Below are 19,342 nucleotides of genomic sequence, written 5' to 3' on the forward strand. Positions count from 1 at the left end.
TTATTATACAATCAATGCAACCAAGTTCTGGAATATGAGATCTAATCCCCAAATTACGAGTGTCATAGCAAAAGTAGTAGCAAGTACAACTACGGTATAATTTGTTAATTCCTTTTTAGTAGGCCAATTTACTTTTTTTAATTCAGCTCTTACGCCTTTAAAATAACTGCTTACCCTACTTGAAAATTTTGGTTTTTCATTTTCTCTATTTGACATTTACAACACCTCTAATACGGTTATTATTTTGTTTCTTTGTGTAAAGTATGTTTTTTACAGAACTTGCAGTATTTATTCAACTCTATTCTTTCAGGGTTTTCTCTTTTGTTTTTTTCTGTATCATAGTTTCTTTGTTTGCACTCTGTGCAAGCTAACTTAACTGCTACTCTCATTCCACACCTCCGGACTCTTGTTTACATAGCCAATTATCTTTATCAAGATATCATAATTAAATTCAACTGTCAACATTTTTTTAATGTTTCAGGGTTTACTGAACTCACTAAAAAAAGCCCCTGCCAAAGCAAAAGCTTTTTTTATAGCAATTTATTTTACAATAATAAAAACAGATTGTCAATATATATTTTGAAAATATTTGTCATTCCGAACGCAGTGAGGAATCTCATAAAAAATAGCTTTCGTCAGAAAGCTATTTTTTATCTTCTATTAATTGTTAATCAATTGCTTATTTTATGATGCTTGTAACAACTCCAGATCCAACTGTTCTTCCGCCTTCTCTGATAGCGAATCTTAATCCTTCTTCGATGGCGATTGGGTGGATTAACTCAACTATAAATCTTGAGTTGTCTCCCGGCATACACATTTCTATTCCTTCTTCAAGGTCTATTTGTCCTGTGATGTCTGTTGTTCTGAAATAAAATTGTGGTCTGTATCCGTTAAAGAATGGTGTATGTCTTCCACCTTCTTCTTTTGTTAATACGTATACTTCTGCATTGAATTTTGTATGTGGTGTTATTGATCCCGGTTTTGCAAGTACTTGACCTCTTTGGATTTCTGTTCTTTGAACTCCTCTGAGTAATGCTCCTATGTTATCTCCTGCTTGTGCCTGATCAAGTAATTTCTTGAACATTTCTACACCTGTACACACTGTTTCTGTTGGTTCGTCTGCTAATCCTACTATTTGAATCTTATCCTGAACCTTCAATACTCCTCTTTCTACTCTTCCTGTTGCAACTGTTCCTCTTCCTGTGATTGAGAATACATCTTCTACAGGCATTAAGAATGGTTTGTCAATATCTCTTTCCGGTGTTGGTACCCATTCGTCAACTGCTTCCATTAATTTAAGTATTTTATCTCCCCATGGTCCGTCCGGATCTTCTAATGCTTTTAATGCTGATCCTACTATGATTGGTGTGTTGTCTCCGTCAAATTCATATTCTGAAAGTAATTCTCTTACTTCCATTTCAACTAATTCGATTAGTTCAGGATCGTCAACCATATCTTCTTTGTTTAAGAATACTACTAACTTTGGAACGCCTACCTGTCTTGATAACAGGATGTGTTCTCTTGTTTGTGGCATTGGACCGTCAGCTGCTGATACAACTATTATACCACCATCCATTTGTGCTGCTCCTGTAATCATGTTCTTTACATAGTCGGCATGACCCGGGCAGTCTACGTGTGCGTAGTGTCTGTTTGGTGTTTCATATTCTACGTGTGCTGTAGAAATTGTAATTCCTCTTTCTCTTTCTTCCGGAGCTTTATCTATATTATCATAGCTTATAAATTCTCCGGTTCCGTATCTCTTGTTTAAAGTCATTGTGATTGCTGCTGTTAATGTAGTCTTACCATGGTCTACGTGGCCTATGGTACCAATATTTACGTGTGGCTTATTTCTTTCAAATTTTGCTTTTGCCATTTCTTTCCTCCCTGAATTCTAATTATTCATTATTATTTTGTTTTTTATGTAGTTGTCACCATTACGGCATCAGCCGTTATTTGGAGCTTACGAGCAGACTTGAACTGCCGACCTCCTCATTACCAATGAGGTGCTCTACCGCCTGAGCTACGCAAGCATTATGTCAATGTATTTATTATCAAATACATAATAAAAATGTCAATGTACATTATACCACAAAACAACAATAAATCAATAGCAAAAATCATGCAAATATTAAAAAAGCAGCAGTACAAATGAGGTTACTCATCGCAGGGGAAAAACTCCGAAAAATGGGGTTAGGGCATCGCAGGGGAAAAACTCTGAAAAATGGGGTTAGGGCATAAAAAAAAATGGTTATTCACCTAACCATTTTTACTAACATAATATTTTTTCTCTGTTGTTGCTTATTTTCTTTTTAGCTCTTTGCAATGCGTTATCGATGGATTTTATACTTTTATTTAAAGAAGCCGATATTTCTACGTATGACTTACCCTTTCCATACTCAGTTAAAACAATCTTTTCGAATTCGCTTAATTGTTCTGACATTACGCTGTAATATTGTTTAATTTCTTCCTTACATATAATTACATTTTCCGGATTTAATCTTTCTAAATCAGAATAGCAGCCTACAATATTAATTTCATAATCATTGTTGGAGTAATCACTAATTGACTGAATATTGCTTAATACTTCATAAGATTTCGTTTTACGTATTGCTGTAATAACCTGCCTTCTGATGCAAACTTCAGCAAAGCCGCGGAAGCTGTTTCCCAATTCTTCGTTATACCCTTCTATTGCCTTCATTAAGCCAATCATAGCTTCCTGAAACAAATCATCTATTCCGCCGCCCACTAAGAAAAAGGAACTTGTAATCCTTTTAATTATATACGTATACCTCTTATACAAACACCTTTCGGCATGGTCATTGCCATCCTTTATCTCCCGAATAAGTTCCTCATCTGAAAGTGTGTCATATCTTTTTTTATAATCCAAATTACTAAAAATGCTAATAGAACTTATCATTTATTTCCCCCATTAAACTTTTTAAATTAGCAATTTTTTTTCACAAAGAAGCAAAGAATTATATGCATATCCTTAAGAATGTTGTATGAAAATTATATTAAATTTTACAATTAGTGTCAAGACATTATATATTTCTTCTCATTTTTTCTAATTTTTTCAAAGTTTCAGGAGCTAAAACCTGGTCAATATTTGTTCCTTTTTGTCGAGTTTTTTCATATTTTGTTCTTATATCCTTTTTCACATTTTCAAGTTCCAAAAGCATTTCCTGCGCAGATATTCGTGTTCCTCCTCTTGAGATTACTATTTGTTGTATAGCCGAATCAGAGGTCGCCACCTGTACGCTTTCGTGTCTGCCTATTTTATCAAGCTGTTTTTCTATATAACTGTCTGCTGTTTCATGTTCCTTTGTATAAATAATTTCAACACCTGCTATTATTTCTTTTTTCTCAATGCTTCCCTTAACTAAATGTGCGTCAAAAACAACAATTACTTTTATGCCTCTGTATGCCTGATATTCAACTAACAGCTCTATAAGCTTATTTCTTGAGTTTTCTATGTTCCCGGAAACTTCTTTATAATAATGCCATTGATTTATAATATTGTATCCATCTACAAACAAATATTCTTTTTTTGTGCGAGCCATTTTAAAGCCCTCTTTGCTTCATGATTTCATATATTATAATAGAAGCAGCACATGATGCATTTAAAGAATTTACTTTGCCCTTCATGGGAATTTTAACTAAGGTGTCGCATTTTTCCTTAACTAATCTGCCGATTCCAAAACCTTCGCTCCCTATAACCAAGCCTACGGGAGCATCAAATTTCTCATCCGATATATTATTGCCGTCCATGTGAGCACCATATATCCACAAACCCTTTTGTTTTAACTCTTCAATTGTATTACTTATATTTGTAACTCTTGCAATAGGTAAATACTCAACGGCTCCGGCGGAGGATTTAGCAACCACACCGTTAACCTGAGCTGCCCGTCTCTTAGGTATAATAATACCATGAACACCTAAACATTCTGCTGTTCTTATAATTGCCCCTAAATTATGCACATCCGTTATTTCATCGAGAATAATAACAAACGGCTTTTCGTTTTTTTCCTTTGCGAGATTTAAAATATCATCAATTTCCTTATATTCATACTCCATTGCTTCGGCTATGACACCCTGATGTCTTTTATTTTCGCTTAATCTATCCAGCGTAGCTTTATCAACATTTTTCACAAGGATATTTTTCTGTTTGGCAAGCTCAATTATTCTCTTTAATGAGCCATCTGTCGCATCCCTGCTTACTAATATGGTATCTATTTCTGCTTCACTCCTTAAAGCTTCAATTACAGGATTTCTACCTTCAATTATCCTCATTTTTTTCATCCTTTTCGTTTATTATATTAACTGCTTTATTAAATAAAATCATCAATCTGTTAATGTCATTGCTTAAATAAAGGTATCCAAACAATGCCTCAAAGCCGGTGGCATATCTGTATTCCATCATCTCGGCATTTTTAGGTGAGGATGTTATTTTTGCATTTCTTCCTCTTTTAACTATTCGTTTTTCTTCTTCTGTCAAATCATTCTCAAGTCTACTTATTACATAAGCTTGAGAATTGGCTTTCACGAAGCTTACGGATAGCTTATGCATTTTATTTACATTTATATCATGGTTATGAATAATGTAGCTCCTCACTAACAGCTCATAAACAGCATCACCTGCATAAGCCAACTGCGCAGGTGAATACATAGAAAAATTTTTTGTTGAATCTGAGATGCTGCTTAAATTTCTTAACAATTCTTCATCTGTTGTTTTGTTTAGTTTATTCTCTTCCAATTTACACCCTGTCTTGTATCTTTTAGCATTATACCCTTTTCTAATAGCTCCGCCCTTATAGAATCGGCTAACTGGTAATTTTTATTCTTTTTGGCTTCCTGTCTTTTTTGAATCATTTCTTCAATATATTCAGCCATATCATCACGAACACCGTCGCTGCTCTCATCTTCTTTTAATAAGTCTAAGGACAAGACCTGTTCAAAATCTTCTATTAATTTTATCTTTTCATTATTAGTAACATCATCTGCTTTTAACATATTGAACAAAACAGTCAATGCATTTGCAGTATTTAAATCATCTTCGAGGCATTTTTTAAATTCATCCTTAATATTAACCGCTGCTTCACTAAACTCGGTTATTTCGGCTAAATCAGCATTCTCTTTTAATGCTTTAACTCTGCTTTTTAGTTTTAAGTACGCATTTTCGGCAGACGCAAGTGAATCGAATGAAAATGATAATTGTTTTCTGTAATGAGAATTTAATACAAAATATCTGTAGGACAGCGGATTAAATCCCTTTTTCTCCAACAGTGATAAGGTTAAAAACTCACCGCTTGACTTACTCATTTTTCCTTCGTTATCAATTAAAAATTCACCATGCCACCAATATTTAACCCATCGCTTGCCTGTATAGCTTTCAGTCTGTGCTATTTCATTAGTATGGTGAACAGGAATATGGTCAACACCACCGCAGTGTATATCCATTTGTTCTCCCAGATTGGTTAAACTGATAACCGAGCACTCGATATGCCAGCCCGGATAACCTACTCCCCAGGGAGAATCCCATTTCATTGTTTGATTTTCAAACTTTGATTTAGTAAACCATAAAACAAAGTCCTGCGGATTCTTTTTTGCTTCATCGACAGAAACTTCCTCTCTTGAAGCAATCTTTAATTGTTCTAAATCCATCCCCGAAAGCTTCGTATAATTATCAACCTTGGTTATATCGAAATATACATTGCCGTTGGCAAAATAAGTATATCCCTTTTCCTCTAATGTCTTTATAAAATCTATGTACTGGCTGATATAATCTGTAGCTTTCGCTACAATATCCGGTTTTTTAATATTTAATTTTTCAATGTCGGTAAAAAATGCATCAGTATAATGCTGCGCAATTTCCCAAACGGTCTTATTTTCTCTTTTAGCACCCTTCAGCATTTTATCTTCACCGTCATCGGCATCCGATTCAAGGTGTCCCACATCCGTTATATTCATAACTCTTTTAACGGGATACCCGACATATCTCAATGTTTTTTCAAGTATATCCTCATGTATGTACATCCTTAAATTACCTAAGTGAGCGTAATTATAAACAGTTGGTCCGCAGGTATATATTTTTACCAAATTCTCATCTATAGGTTTAAAATCTTCAATCTTTCTTGAAAGTGTATTATAAATCTTCATAAGAATCTCTCCTCTTTATTCTTTAAATTATTATATAATAGGTAAAAGATAGTATCAAGTTATTTTTAATACTTAAGTGTAATATAACTGTAACGGTTAATTTGTCGAACAATGGTATAATGTGCGTATAAAAACATATCACAGGAGGGCAGTATGAAAAAAGTATTAGCTTTTGTCATTTTAACATTAATCCTTTCAATTTCTTTTGCATATGCACAAACAGGGTATACAAATATTTCAAGCATTGCACTGTACAACGATGCAGATTATTCTTCCAAGATTAGCGACACTCTTAAAATAAGCACTAAATTACATATCTTAAATGAAAATCAAAACTGGTACTATGTTAAAACAACAAATGGTAAGACAGGATGGATAGAAAAATATTTTGTTACTGTGCCTTCACAAAGGTTTGTTGTCAATAATACAAATAACAAAATCAATATAAGAACATCGCCCACAACAAGTTCAAAGGCTGTCGGCCAGTTAAATCCCGGAGAAAAGATAAAATATGTTGATACGTATCACAGCTGGCATATAATTGAATTCGGCGGTGACGAATACTACATAGCAAGCTGGTTAACGGATATAGAATATGATACTTCTCAGGAAATAATATTATTATATGACACTATAAATATTCGTGACAACGCATCCACAAGCAGCAAAGTAATTTCACAAGGAAATAAAAATGATACATACAAGGTAACAGGTGAAAAAAACGGATGGCTTCAAATAAAGCTTCCTGACGGAAAAACCGGCTATGTGGCAGGATGGCTCACATCATATAATAGCAATTATTTTTCTGAAGGTAATCAAGGACATAAAAAAACTACAGATGATTTAAACCTGAGAACCGGGCCATCTGTTAACAATAACAGCATTACCACTCTTAAAAAGGGAGAGTCCATAACGGTTATAGAAAATGTTGACGGATGGAGCAAAGTCGTTGCAAACAACGGAATAGTCGGATGGGTAAATGATTATTACCTGAAAGATGTATATCCATTATCCGGGAAGGTAATACTGCTTGACCCGGGACATGGCGGAAAAGACCCCGGAGCCATAAGTTTTTCAGGCAAATATGAAAAGCATATAAATCTTGAAGTTGCAAATAATTTAAAAAATGCTTTGGAAGCATTAGGTGCAAAAGTACATATGACAAGAAATAACGATACATATATAGCTAATAAAGAAAGAGGCAGAATGGCTGACAGATTAAATGTGGACATATTCCTGTCAATTCACCATAACTCTTTAAACAACAGTGACTATTTCGGACTTTCAACATATTACAACACTATTACGTACAAAAACCCGTCACACGGTTATGATTTGGCAGAAGCAATTTACTTGAACGCAATAACCATTAACGGTGTTTACAGAGACGGTATATTAGACAGAAATTTTGAAGTATTGAGAGAAACAAACAGACCTGCCGCTTTGATCGAAATCGGCTTTATGTCAAATCCTCAGGAAGAAATGAATATCCATAACGTAAGCTTTCAAAACGTAATGGTAGAAAAAATAGCAAACGGAATAGTGGATTATTTCAACAATTGATAAACAATGGATTTGCAGTTTATTAGCGATTGATTAGCAACAGAATAAGGAAGGGACGCCAACGCGTCCCGATTTTTTTGTTGTCTATCACTAATCCATCGTAATGAACAGATCCGTAAAAACTTCCACTATCAAGTCATCCTTCACTGCCAAAGACAATAGTTTGTTATGCTTTATGAAATCAGGAATACTTTTAGTGAATTTAATAGGATGTTTCCTAAACTCATCAATAACTAAATTAAAAAATTCCAAGGAATTATAAATATTGAATTTTTCAATTCCTAACTTTTCCGCAATTCTTTCGGTCAACCTTATGCAAATATCCTCATAATCGGCTCTACCCTTCATATCTAAGATAACCTCCAGCCTTGGAAGTATCTTTTCAAAAAACAGGCGGTCGATACTGATATTTTCAAACCCTAAGGTTCTTCCGACTATTTCAATCTTATCTTTGTTAGACATCAGGAAATTCAACAAAAGCTCAATGAAATCTCCTTCATAAGGAATACAATAATACCTGAAACCTTTCAGCTTTTTAAATACCTTCATGGTATCATAATAACCAAGCTTTATCAGTTCATCAGCTCTTTCACGATTAAAGTCAAGTGCCTCAAGTATACTTCCCAAGCTTCCGTCCGCCGGCTGAATATATGTAATTCTTACATCCTTATTTTTAACTTTTCTGACAATACCCACAGCCATGGTTCTCACTGCTATTATATCTTTATAGCCCTTATTAACAAGCATGCTTATGGGAAGATTGTTATAAAAACCACCGTCTAAGTATTTTTTGCCGTCAACTTCCTCTATTCTAAAAGCGGGAAGATTGGCACTGGCTATTAAAAAATCCGTAAGCTTTCCTTCAGGTATATCCTCCTTATAAAGCTCCACAGATTTTTTGTCAGTCAAATTTACGGTTACTATACCATAATCGATTGGAGAATTTCGTATTTTGTCTTCATCAACATACGTATCGAACAGTACTCGGATTTTTGACGTATCTAAGCCTCGATTATTCAAAATTTCTTTAGATTGATAAAGCAAATAAGAAAAATTAATTTCTTGAAGATTAAAATGCTTTAAATCTACTATTGCTTTTTCATTAATATCAAACAATTCATAAGAATTGATGCTGTACCAAATTTTTTCTAATAAGTCATAATCACCTTGTACCATCATAGCACCATTAATGGCCCCGATAGATGTACCGGCAATTCCCCCTATTTCAATATTTAATTCTTTTAATGCCTTATAAGCTCCAACATGATAAGCGCCCTTTGCGCCTCCGCCTTCTAATACTAATCCGTACATTTTTTACTCCACAGATAATAATTTAACAGAACTTGCACCCTTTAATTTTTTTAACTCTGTAATAACATCGTCAATTGGTTTTTCTATGTCGGAAATATCAAGTGATAAATTTACGGACGCCTTACCGTTAATAGGAATACTTTGATTAATAGTAAGAATGTTTGCATTTTCTTGCGACATATAATTTAATACACTCGACAAAATCCCTTTTTCATGTCTTAGCATCATAGAAATTACTGCTTTTCTTCCTATTGAATTTTCTGAAGGAGAAAATACGTAATCCTTATATTTATAATATGTGCTTCTGCTGATTCCAACTATTTTAACCGCCTCGCTGATACCTTTAACGCTGCCGTTATTAATTAAATTTCTTGCCTCAATAACCTTGTCATATACATCCGGTAATATTTTTTTACTAACAATTAAATACTTTTTTAACATATATCCACCTCTCCAATTTTATTGTACAATTACGCCTAACTTATCTGCACTTAAAAATTTCATATCCCATTTGTTTTTCAAATATTTTATACTATTTTCCATATTTTTAATAAAATCAGGATCATCGGTTATATTCATTAAGGTCGGACCTGAACCGCTGATAAAAAATGCATGCGCGCCATTTTCCATACAGATTTTCTCAATCTCGTCATATTCATGTATTAAGGTTTTTCTGTATTGCTGATGCAGCATATCTTTTAAGCTGACATTTATTAATTTAAAATTTCCTTCCTCTAAAGCTTTTAATAAAACTGCAGTTCTTGAAACGTTAAAAATCGCATCCTTAAAAGAAACCTCTGAAGGCAAAATCTTTCTTGCCTCATGGGTTGAAGTTTCGAAACCCGGTATTAAGGCACAAAATTTAATTTTGTCACTTATATTATAATTTACTGAGTAAACTTCGTTTTCAACAATAGAAGCGGTTAATCCGCCATATACAGCAGGTGCGACATTGTCCGGATGACCTTCAATTTCAATAGCAATTTTAAACAGTTCATCCCTTGATAAATTCCCATGTAATAAAGCATTTGCCCCAAAAACACCGCCTACTATACATGCCGAGCTGCTTCCCAGACCTCTGGATACCGGTATATGAATATCCATAGTTATTTTTAAACCGCTGACATTTTTACCTAATAATTTTGCAGTTTTTGCAAAAGATCGATACACTAAATTTTCTTTATTTTTATATCTATCCAAACAACCTTCAAATACCAATCCCTCATTTATTTCTTCAAATGTATACGTATTATACAAATTAAGTGCAAGTCCCAATGTGTCAAAGCCGGGACCTATATTGGCAGTAGTTGCCGGAACAGTAACCTTTACCATTTTATCTCCATATGTCTTCATATCTAATTTATCTTCCTTACAAACTCTTCCATTTCATTAACTTCGCATACTTTTGTATGAATTACTTTTTTATTTTTGAGTCCTTTTAAATTCTCAGGAATAGGAACCCCTGTTCTTTCAGATAATTCTTCCATTATTTCAAATTCATTTTTATCATTTGCTCCAAACAACGACTCATAAACACTTTTAGAAAACTTATAAGGGCTCGCTGTTGATAAAACTATACTAACACTTTCATCCCCTGTTTCCCTTTTATAGTCCATAAGTGTTTTATAGGCAACGGCAGTATGAGTATCAAGAAGATAATTGTATTTATTGTATACTTCTTTGATCGTTTTCTCGGTATCTTCTTTAAAAACACAGCCCGCATAAAATTCTTGCCTGATTATTTCTTTCATTTCAACGGATACTTCATATTTCCCTTGAGAGTTTAATTGCTCCATCATGGCTTTTACAGCTTCATTATCTTCATTGCTCATATAATACAGCAATCTTTCTAAGTTGCTTGAAATAAGAATATCCATAGAAGGTGATATGGTTTTGTGAAATTCTCTGTTTCTGTCATAAATACCTGTTTTTATAAAGTCGTACAATACATTGTTTTCGTTAGAGCCGCACAAAAGTTTATTAATTGGAAGACCGAGCATTTTAGCATAGTAACCTGCCAATATATTGCCGAAGTTTCCTGTCGGAACAGAAAAGTTAACCATGTCTCCCATGCTGATTTCATTTTTTTCAATCAATTGAACGTATGTGTGAAAATAATAAACAATTTGCGGTACTAATCTACCTATATTTATAGAATTGGCAGAAGAAAACATCTTATTACTTTCTTCAAATTCTTTTATCAGCTTTTCATTGGTGAATATTTTTTTTACTCCTGTTTGAGCATCATCAAAATTCCCCTTTATGGCACAGACGTAGGTATTTTCTCCCTCTTGCGTTACCATTTGAGCTTTTTGCACCTCACTTACCCCTAACTCAGGATAAAAAACTGCAATTTTGGTACCTTTTACATCCTTAAATCCTTCCAAAGCTGCTTTTCCAGTATCCCCTGAAGTTGCGGTAAGAATTATAACTTCTCCGTATATATCATTCATTTCATAGGATGTTGTCATTAAATGCGGTAGTATTGAAAGTGCCACATCCTTAAATGCTGATGTGGGACCGTGGAACAATTCTGTTATAAATGAATCGCCAACCTTTACAACAGGAGTAATTTCATCGTTGCTGAATTTATTAGTATATGCCTTATTAACGCATTCCTTTATCTTATCCTTAGGTATATCATCAAGCATCAAACCGATAACTGTTTCCGCAATTTCTATGTAATTTTTACTCTTTAAGTTTTCTATATCAATACATTTATCTATGTCCCTTAAAACAAATAAACCGCCGTCTTCAGCGATACCCTTCAATACCGCCTTTGAAGCAGTTGTCTTTAATTTTGAGTTTCTTGTACTCTCATAACTCTTAAACATAAGTCCTCCGCTGTCCATATTAATAATAGATATATAATATACTGTTCTCGGAATTATTACAAGTGTTTTTTAAAATAATACTAATTCGCATTAAATTAGTTCCCTTGAAGCGAATTAGTATATACTGTTTTCATATGTCGCGGACAAATATTTGACCGCATTTTAAAATAAAACAAAAACAGTATAAAACATATATCTGACTGCAATAACCGATTGCAATAAGTTATAAATGTGGTAGAATAGTAATATATAACACGAATTTATATGAAGATTCTCAGTCTCACTCACAAAAATATTTACTCCCTATGGTCGTATATTTTTGGAATGAGTTGATAAAGACCTACCGCTACTTTTTAGAAAAAACACTCTAAAAAATAGGGTTAGGGCTTCTTTCGGGCTAAAGCCCTCAGAATTACTAAAAGGAGCAGCATCTATGAAATACATAAGTATACTTGGTTCCACAGGTTCCATAGGAACACAAACACTGGAAGTTGTTAGAGAACATGCAGAAAACTTGAAAGTATGTGCCATTACCGGAAACAATAATATAGAACTGCTAAAAGAACAAATAATAGAATTTGAACCGGTGCTTTGCTCAGTTATGAGCGAAGAAAAAGCACTAATTTTGAAGAAAATGCTTCCAAAAAATTGCATGACAGAAATAACCTTTGGTATGGAAGGACTTATACAAGCGGCAGAATTTGAAAAAAGCGAAATAATAGTAACCGCAATATCAGGTATGATAGGATTAAAACCAACGGTTGCGGCTATAAAAAAACATAAAAAGATTGCTCTTGCCAACAAGGAAACATTGGTTACGGGCGGAAACTACATAATGGACTTAGCTAAAAAATACAATTCTCAAATAATCCCTGTAGACAGCGAGCACAGTGCTATTTTCCAATGTTTAATGGCAAACGATTATAAGTCAATCAATAAAATATTATTAACTGCTTCAGGCGGTCCATTCAGAAATAAAAATACGGAATATTTAAAAAATGTAACGGTAGAAGATGCTTTAAATCATCCGAATTGGTCAATGGGTAAAAAAATCACTATAGATTCAGCAACCTTAATGAATAAAGGCTTAGAGGTAATCGAAGCAAAATTTTTATTTGACATAGAGCCGGAGCAAATAGAGGTTCTTGTCCACCCTCAAAGTATTGTACATTCGGGAGTTGAATTTATAGATCATTCAACAATTGCACAGCTGGGTCTTCCCGACATGAGAGTTCCTATCCAATTTGCTTTGTTTTATCCTGAACGTGTGTATAACAGCTATAAAAGCTTATCACTTACGGATATAGGAAATCTAACCTTTGAAAAGCCGGATACGGAAGTGTTTAAATGCCTGAAATTGGCTTTTGATGCTTTAAAAGCGGGTGGCACGATGCCGGCAGTATTAAATGCTTCAAATGAAGTATGCGTTGATTTGTTTTTAAATAAAAAAATAAGTTTCCTTGATATAGGAAACATAAATGAACAGGTTATGCTAAAGCACTCTCAGGTAAATATTGATTCAATAGAACCAATATTAGAAGCTGAAAAATTTGCGAAACGCACAATAAAGGACATGTTGGTTTAATCCAACATGTCCTTTATTGCTTTATTATTTACGTCGTCATCAACATTAACGATTATTACATCAATCCCGATTTTTAATATTTCTTCCCACTTAATTCTTCTTGCTTTGGACTTTCCAAGCATACCCATAAATCTACTCGCTTCTTCTATATAAAATCCCATAATTTTGCCTTTTTTTGTATCTATTTCCACGTCATCAAACCTACCCATAATTTCTCCGTCTTTAATATTAACTACATCTTTTTCAATCAGATCCCAATAATTAGTCAAAAAACTCACCACCCTAATATGATATACTATAAATTATGTACAAACACTGCTAAATATTACATAAAAAAAACTGCATTCAGAATAACATATTTGCCATACTAAATGCAGTAGAATCTTACTGTTAATCCCCCTCTATTTAAATCCTTTTTTCAGCTGAGCAAGAGCCGACTTCTCCAATCTCGAAACCTGTGCTTGAGAAATTCCGATTTCTTCAGCTACCTCCATTTGAGTCTTTCCTTTATAAAAACGCATATCAACAATTTGCTTTTCCCTTTCAGATAAATTGTTGATACTATCCTCCAACGTTATTTTTTCAATCCATTTTTCATCTATATTTTTTTCATCCTTTACCTGGTCAACCACATAAAGTGCATCGCCGCCATCATTGTAAATAGGTTCGAACAACGATATTGGCTCCTGAATGGACTCTAACGCAAATATGATTTCTTCCTTATCAACGCCAATTTCATTAGCTATCTCAGCGATAGTAGGTTCCTGAGAACCGCTTGAAGTTAATCGTTCTCTGATTTGCAACGCTTTATACGCCGTATCCTTCATTGACCTTGATACTCTGATAGAATTATTATCTCTTAGATATCTTCTGATTTCACCGATAATCATTGGTACAGCATATGTAGAAAATTTTACGTCCAAAGACAAATCAAAATTATCAATTGCCTTTATAAGACCTACGCAACCAATTTGAAACAAATCATCAACTGGCTCATTTTTAGAATTAAATCTTTGAATAACGCTGAGCACAAGTCGCAAATTTCCTTTTATAAACTGTTCTCTAAGCTCCGTGTCGCCTTCTTGGATTTTCTGAATCATACCTCTCATTTCTGATGTTTTAATCGTAGGCAATTGAGAAGTATTAACGCCACATATAACTACTTTGTTTATCATCGCCGTTTTTCCCCTTTAACAAATTTATCCCCCTTAAAAATTATCTCCGTAGCACTGCTTTTTATACTGCTTTGTTTATTTCCTTTTTTAGCCGATTTAGTATCTTTTTTTCAAGACGAGATATATAAGATTGGGAAATACCAAGCATATCTGCAACTTCCTTTTGAGTGAAGCTTTTAGAATTATTAAGACCAAATCTTAATTTCATGATCATGTATTCCCTTTTGTTTAATTTCTTGATTGAATCATTCAATAAATTTAAATCCACTTCATTTTCCATATCCTTGAAAACAACATCTTCTTCAGTACCCAAAATATCGGACAATAAAAGCTCATTTCCGTCCCAATCGATATTTAACGGTTCATCTAATGATATTTCTGCCTTTGCTTTGCCCACACGTCTTAAATGCATTAAAATTTCATTTTCAATACATTTGGAAGCATATGTTGCAAGCTTGATATTTTTTTCCGCTTTAAATGTATTAACCGCTTTTATAAGTCCAATTGTTCCTATTGATATTAGGTCCTCAACATTAATTCCTGTGGATTCAAATTTTTTTGCAAGATAAACTACCAAACGCAAGTTATGTTCAATCAGAATTGTCTTGGCTTCATCCGAATCCTTTAATTTATTTATTATTTCCTTTTCTTCTTCCTGGGACAGAGGTGCGGGAAGAGTATCACTTCCGCCTATATAAAAAATATCTTCTGCAAATCCCAGCTTATCTATTATAAAGTTAAATAAATTTCTAAAAAATTTTTTAACATGATTTAACAAGCTCATTATTTTGTTCCAACTCCCATTCAAGTATTTTATTAAACAATAAAGCGTCGTAATCCTCCTTTTGACTGATTTTTTTCGGATACAATCCAATAATTGCATCTGCTGTAATTTTTTTATTGACATTATCCATTATCTCAATATCATCAGGCGTAATACAAACCATCATTTCACCGTTTGAGCTGATTGTATTAAACCTTATTATCTTCAGATTAATATCGCTGTGATTACTTAAAATTTCCTCATAGCTTTTTTCTTTGTTGTAAAAGCTTAAAACACTGTTATACAATTCATCCCCTAAAATATTTTTAATGCATTGTATATTTACAACAATCACCGGCTTTCCGGTCAATGGCTCGATCAGCGCATTTCCCGTATCAATGAAACCGTTAATTGACTTACTTCTGTCTGACAACCTGATAGTCACTGTCCTCATGTAATTACTTTTTTCCTGCCTTAAATTTATTTCCTTAAAAAAGAAACTTAATGCTACGTATCCCGTGAAAAGTGATATAACAATTGCATTTACGGTAACTCTGTCATAAGTAAAATAATATAGTCCGGTAATTATTCCGACCATTATCAAAGAAGTAATATAAAAACAAATGATAATTCTTATATTAGCAAGTATTCCCTTACAATCAAAAGCAATCATAAGCATTAATACAGAAACACTGAATTTTACTATAAAGTAAGTCATAAAATCTTTGCCTGAATATGCAGTTGCTATAACATATAATGCACCAACTGCCGAAGCAGCAATTAATCTTTTGTAAACAATACTTTTCTTTAGCAGCTTACCTGTGATAAATAACAAGATAAAATCAATAATAAAATTTTCAGCGAAGACATATTCAACATAATAAACCATCTCCACCCCCGAAGCTGTTAAGCTATGTTATCAATTATAAGTGACAATTTAAAAATATTTTGTCAATTCATGTCTCCAAAAATAAAAAAAAGCACGACTTTATGTATATGGTCATGCACTATCATATAGCAAAAATATATTTTTATTACTTAATTTTTTCTATCATTTCATTCATATTTTTACTTTTTTCAATAACCTTAAGTCGTGCTGCCCCCTATTATCATTCTTAACGTCAGCGAAGAATCTCCATTCTTCTGCTACGGTTCTTTAAATAAAATACAAATAAAGTGCACATAATAACGTACATCAATGTTGACAAAATCCAAAGCGTACCATATAATGTACATGTAAGGAGGTAAATCAAAATGACAAATACCAATGCAACAAATTTTAGAAAAAACCTATTTAACTATTTGGACATGGCTATTGATTTCAATGACGTTATCAATGTAAATACAAAAAAAGGCAATGTTATAGTAATCAGCGAGGATGATTACAACGGGCTGCTGGAAACCTTATACCTTACTTCTATTCCCGGAATGAAAGAAAGGCTGATTGAAGGTGCAAACGCAGAAACCAAGGATTGTGTGGAATTCGAATGGTAGGCAATTATAAAATTGTTATACTCAAATCGGCAGAAAAGGACAAGGAAAAAATAAAATCCGTCACTGCACTGAAATCAAAAACCGACAAACTACTGGAGGTCATTAAAAACAATCCGTTTCAAAACCCCCCGCCCTATGAAAAACTGCTCGGCAATATGAACGGCTTGTATTCAAGACGAATTAACCGTCAGCACAGACTTGTTTACCGTGTTGTTGAAGATGAAAAAACAGTAATTATAGTGAGCATGTGGTCACACTACGAATAGACAACGAGGCAGAGCTTTCAGCTCTGCCTCACTATTATTCAGTTTTCTATGATATTTACGGCCATACCTTGTTGGCTTTCATGCCGGTCCAAAGTTCATCTCCGTCTTCCTCGTAAATGTAATCGTGACTGTTTGTAGCTTCCATTACAGCTTCATAATACCAGTCATCACTTGTCATATCCGGCCAGAACATTGCGTCAGGATGTATGTTTTCTTCAGGAACCGCTCTTTCCAATACATTGTTAATCAATGTCATTGCCTCAGCTCTTGTAATATCTTGCTCAGGTTTGAAAGTGAAATCAGGATAACCTTTAATCCATCCCTTGATTTCAGAAGAGGTAATATACTTCTCTGCCCAATGATCGAATATGTCTGTGAATTTAGTTGTATCTTGCAGTTCAAGCATGTCGAACTTAGCTGCAATAGTTGCAAATTCTGCTCTTGATATAGGATCTGACGGTCTGAACGTTCCATCCGGATATCCTTTGATTATGCCCGCATTGTACAATGTTGATATAGCTCTGTTTGACCATCTGTCTGCTGTAATGTCAGTAAATGAATTCGCATCACTCAACCACTCGTTCCTGCTCTCATCAGTCAGCAATCTATAGAATATCATAGCCACTTCTTCTCTTGTAATCATACCCATCGGCTTAACTTCTCCATCCGGATAACCTATTACGTAAGCAAAGTGATCATCTTTCTCAAGGTCAGCTAACGGAATTTCAGAATCTTCGATGATTACCGGAGGATTCGGTCTGCCAGGTCTGCTAGGTCTGTTTCTGTCATAATATAAATTTACAATTGTAGTTGTCACTAATTTAACGCCTGTACCTGTAACAGCTGATCCTGTTATTGCTGAACCTGAAGTAACGTCTATAACTTCAATTACCTCTACAGTATCTTGATTAATAACTCTTCTTACGTATGTGTAACCGGAATCATAATGCAGCTGTACATAGTTGGCAATGTCACTTTCTGTTACAGATCCTTCGCCATCTTCTCCATATCTCTTGTTATAGGTATTAGTATTATAACCTGTTTCGTACATCCAGTTAATTTCATAGAAATCAGATTCATCTATAACTCCTTGTTTTGAGTAATAGAAAGTAATAGAGTTTTCATTTAAACCTAAGGTTATAACTTTTTCAGTTTGACCAACCTTATTATATTCTTCAACATCTATTGCATATTCTGTTACTTCAGTGCCATAGATTCCTGACTTGGTTACTGAATCTGCTACCGGCAAATCAGTTCCCAATTCCAGATAATTAACAGTGTAATTTACTGTATCGGCTGTGTTGGTAACTACAAATCCACCTTCATTTACATTCCCGGAAATCTCTACACTATATCCAACCACAGATACTTCATCAATGTTGTAATCAGAATAATCAATTTCCGTAAAATCCCACCAAGCTTCACCAACTTCAAATTTAGGTAATTTAAATGAATCTGTCCAATCATTATTTTCATTTAGGGTTAAGGTGTAATCTGTTGGTTCTCCTTCAGAATCCAACAATACTATTGTAACCTCATCTCCTACAGAACCGTACCATTCTTTTGTTACAGGTACATTCATAACCTCTATATTATATAATTCAAAACCATCATTTCCATAGTTTTCAAATTTATAGATATAGTTGTCGGGAAGTTCTTCTTCTATTGTATGTTCTGAATAATTAATCTCCTCATTATCCGGACCATACATCGGTACAATAAATGTTCCAAACCAATTTTCATCAAGACTTATTGTTGTCGAATCAACTTTAATGCCCTCTTTATCAAGCAAATGAACGGTTATATTTTCCGGTCTCATTGATGAGAAAGCTGTTAATTGTGGTATCTGAGATGGAGTTTCACTGTCGTACCAGAACTTGCGAACATTAAGTTCTATTGTAGCACTGCTATCTTTTACATATTGTACTACCATCACATTTGTACCTGAGGTTATTGTCACGCTTGGCGTATTATTTAATTTATAACCATCTATGTTCTTGTCAGGATAGGTTGTTATTGTTTCTCCGAATTCTGCCGTAAGTCCTGTCTCAGTTTTCGAATCATCTTTAACTCCGTTATAGTAGTATTCTATGCTGTAATTGTATGTGTCTTTTACATATTCTACTACCATTACATTTGCACCTGAGGTTATTGTCACGCTTGGCGTATTATTTAATTTATAACCATCTATGTTC

21 protein-coding genes and 1 tRNA gene are annotated in these 19,342 nt (G+C 33.9%); 4 read left to right on the top strand and 18 right to left on the bottom strand.

The window, feature by feature from the left end:
* Positions 1–3: 3 nt before the first annotated feature.
* From secE to cysS, 9 genes are all read right to left on the bottom strand, one after another.
* A complete protein-coding gene (gene secE / locus RT412_RS14795; RefSeq protein ID WP_313342780.1) occupies positions 4–216 on the bottom strand; it encodes a preprotein translocase subunit SecE in 213 nt (70 codons plus the stop codon).
* 23 nt (positions 217–239) lie between these two features.
* The gene (rpmG, locus tag RT412_RS14800) at positions 240–389 is read right to left on the bottom strand and encodes a 50S ribosomal protein L33 (protein WP_019227378.1); all 150 of its coding nucleotides are present in this window, start codon (positions 387–389) and stop codon (positions 240–242) included.
* A gap of 290 nt (positions 390–679) precedes the next feature.
* Entirely contained in the window at positions 680–1,873 is a 1,194-nt protein-coding gene (tuf, locus tag RT412_RS14805; protein WP_313342752.1) for an elongation factor Tu, read from the bottom strand.
* 81 nt (positions 1,874–1,954) lie between these two features.
* A tRNA-Thr gene (locus RT412_RS14810) sits at positions 1,955–2,030 on the bottom strand.
* 239 nt (positions 2,031–2,269) lie between these two features.
* Positions 2,270–2,917 (bottom strand): sigma-70 family RNA polymerase sigma factor, encoded by a 648-nt coding sequence (locus RT412_RS14815; RefSeq protein ID WP_313342783.1) that lies wholly within the window; start codon positions 2,915–2,917, stop codon positions 2,270–2,272.
* Positions 2,918–3,041: 124 nt separating this feature from the next.
* Positions 3,042–3,560, bottom strand: coding sequence for an NYN domain-containing protein (locus RT412_RS14820; RefSeq protein WP_313342785.1), 519 nt, complete (start codon positions 3,558–3,560; stop codon positions 3,042–3,044).
* Position 3,561: 1 nt separating this feature from the next.
* Positions 3,562–4,290, bottom strand: a complete 729-nt coding sequence (gene rlmB / locus RT412_RS14825; protein ID WP_313342788.1) for a 23S rRNA (guanosine(2251)-2'-O)-methyltransferase RlmB — start codon at positions 4,288–4,290, stop codon at positions 3,562–3,564.
* Positions 4,277–4,753, bottom strand: coding sequence for a ribonuclease III domain-containing protein (locus tag RT412_RS14830; protein ID WP_313342791.1), 477 nt, complete (start codon positions 4,751–4,753; stop codon positions 4,277–4,279). The genes rlmB and RT412_RS14830 overlap by 14 nt, the downstream gene beginning before the upstream one ends.
* Positions 4,735–6,156 carry a cysteine--tRNA ligase gene (gene cysS / locus RT412_RS14835; RefSeq protein WP_313342793.1) on the bottom strand — a complete coding sequence of 474 codons (1,422 nt, stop codon included), beginning with the start codon at positions 6,154–6,156 and terminating at the stop codon, positions 4,735–4,737. Before cysS ends, RT412_RS14830 begins: the two co-directional genes overlap by 19 nt.
* Positions 6,157–6,309: 153 nt before the next feature.
* Here cysS and RT412_RS14840 point away from each other — a divergent pair, with 153 nt between their 5' ends.
* Complete coding sequence (locus RT412_RS14840; RefSeq protein ID WP_313342796.1) at positions 6,310–7,719, top strand: N-acetylmuramoyl-L-alanine amidase; 1,410 nt, start codon at positions 6,310–6,312, stop codon at positions 7,717–7,719.
* 90 nt (positions 7,720–7,809) lie between these two features.
* Here RT412_RS14840 and RT412_RS14845 read toward each other — a convergent pair whose 3' ends face one another.
* The 4 genes from RT412_RS14845 to thrC are packed head-to-tail and all read right to left on the bottom strand — an operon-like array spanning position 7,810 to position 11,864.
* Positions 7,810–9,030 carry a patatin-like phospholipase family protein gene (locus tag RT412_RS14845; RefSeq protein ID WP_313342799.1) on the bottom strand — a complete coding sequence of 407 codons (1,221 nt, stop codon included), beginning with the start codon at positions 9,028–9,030 and terminating at the stop codon, positions 7,810–7,812.
* A 3-nt stretch (positions 9,031–9,033) separates the two neighbouring features.
* Entirely contained in the window at positions 9,034–9,471 is a 438-nt protein-coding gene (locus RT412_RS14850; RefSeq protein WP_313342801.1) for an ACT domain-containing protein, read from the bottom strand.
* A gap of 18 nt (positions 9,472–9,489) precedes the next feature.
* Positions 9,490–10,362 (bottom strand): homoserine kinase, encoded by an 873-nt coding sequence (thrB, locus tag RT412_RS14855; protein WP_313342947.1) that lies wholly within the window; start codon positions 10,360–10,362, stop codon positions 9,490–9,492.
* Between the two features lie 23 nt (positions 10,363–10,385).
* The gene (gene thrC, locus RT412_RS14860) at positions 10,386–11,864 is read right to left on the bottom strand and encodes a threonine synthase (protein WP_313342803.1); all 1,479 of its coding nucleotides are present in this window, start codon (positions 11,862–11,864) and stop codon (positions 10,386–10,388) included.
* Positions 11,865–12,297: 433 nt separating this feature from the next.
* Here thrC and RT412_RS14865 point away from each other — a divergent pair, with 433 nt between their 5' ends.
* Positions 12,298–13,449 carry a 1-deoxy-D-xylulose-5-phosphate reductoisomerase gene (locus RT412_RS14865; protein ID WP_313342805.1) on the top strand — a complete coding sequence of 384 codons (1,152 nt, stop codon included), beginning with the start codon at positions 12,298–12,300 and terminating at the stop codon, positions 13,447–13,449.
* Here the strand turns inward: RT412_RS14865 and RT412_RS14870 are convergent.
* The 4 genes from RT412_RS14870 to RT412_RS14885 all read right to left on the bottom strand — a co-directional run bounded on the left by RT412_RS14870 (position 13,446) and on the right by RT412_RS14885 (position 16,276).
* On the bottom strand, positions 13,446–13,718 hold the full coding sequence (locus RT412_RS14870; protein ID WP_313342807.1) for a YlmC/YmxH family sporulation protein: 273 nt from the start codon (positions 13,716–13,718) through the stop codon (positions 13,446–13,448). The genes RT412_RS14865 and RT412_RS14870 overlap by 4 nt on opposite strands.
* Before the next feature lie 132 nt (positions 13,719–13,850).
* Positions 13,851–14,624 carry an RNA polymerase sporulation sigma factor SigG gene (gene sigG / locus RT412_RS14875; RefSeq protein ID WP_313342808.1) on the bottom strand — a complete coding sequence of 258 codons (774 nt, stop codon included), beginning with the start codon at positions 14,622–14,624 and terminating at the stop codon, positions 13,851–13,853.
* Between the two features lie 61 nt (positions 14,625–14,685).
* Positions 14,686–15,408, bottom strand: coding sequence for an RNA polymerase sporulation sigma factor SigE (gene sigE / locus RT412_RS14880; RefSeq protein WP_313342811.1), 723 nt, complete (start codon positions 15,406–15,408; stop codon positions 14,686–14,688).
* Positions 15,386–16,276, bottom strand: coding sequence for a sigma-E processing peptidase SpoIIGA (locus tag RT412_RS14885; protein WP_313342813.1), 891 nt, complete (start codon positions 16,274–16,276; stop codon positions 15,386–15,388). The genes sigE and RT412_RS14885 overlap by 23 nt, the downstream gene beginning before the upstream one ends.
* 365 nt (positions 16,277–16,641) lie before the next feature.
* On the opposite strand from RT412_RS14885, the gene RT412_RS14890 reads away from it, so the two are divergent.
* Complete coding sequence (locus RT412_RS14890) at positions 16,642–16,881, top strand: type II toxin-antitoxin system Phd/YefM family antitoxin (RefSeq protein WP_313163697.1); 240 nt, start codon at positions 16,642–16,644, stop codon at positions 16,879–16,881.
* Positions 16,875–17,147: a Txe/YoeB family addiction module toxin gene (locus tag RT412_RS14895; RefSeq protein WP_313342816.1), complete on the top strand. Its 273-nt coding sequence runs from the start codon at positions 16,875–16,877 to the stop codon at positions 17,145–17,147. Before RT412_RS14890 ends, RT412_RS14895 begins: the two co-directional genes overlap by 7 nt.
* A 55-nt stretch (positions 17,148–17,202) precedes the next feature.
* Here RT412_RS14895 and RT412_RS14900 read toward each other — a convergent pair.
* The coding region (locus tag RT412_RS14900; protein WP_313342818.1) for an S-layer homology domain-containing protein at positions 17,203–19,342 on the bottom strand (2,140 nt) is incomplete at its 5' end.

Source organism: Sedimentibacter sp. (genome assembly GCF_032080165.1).
In the GTDB taxonomy this organism is placed as follows: Bacteria; Bacillota; Clostridia; order Tissierellales; family Sedimentibacteraceae; genus Sedimentibacter.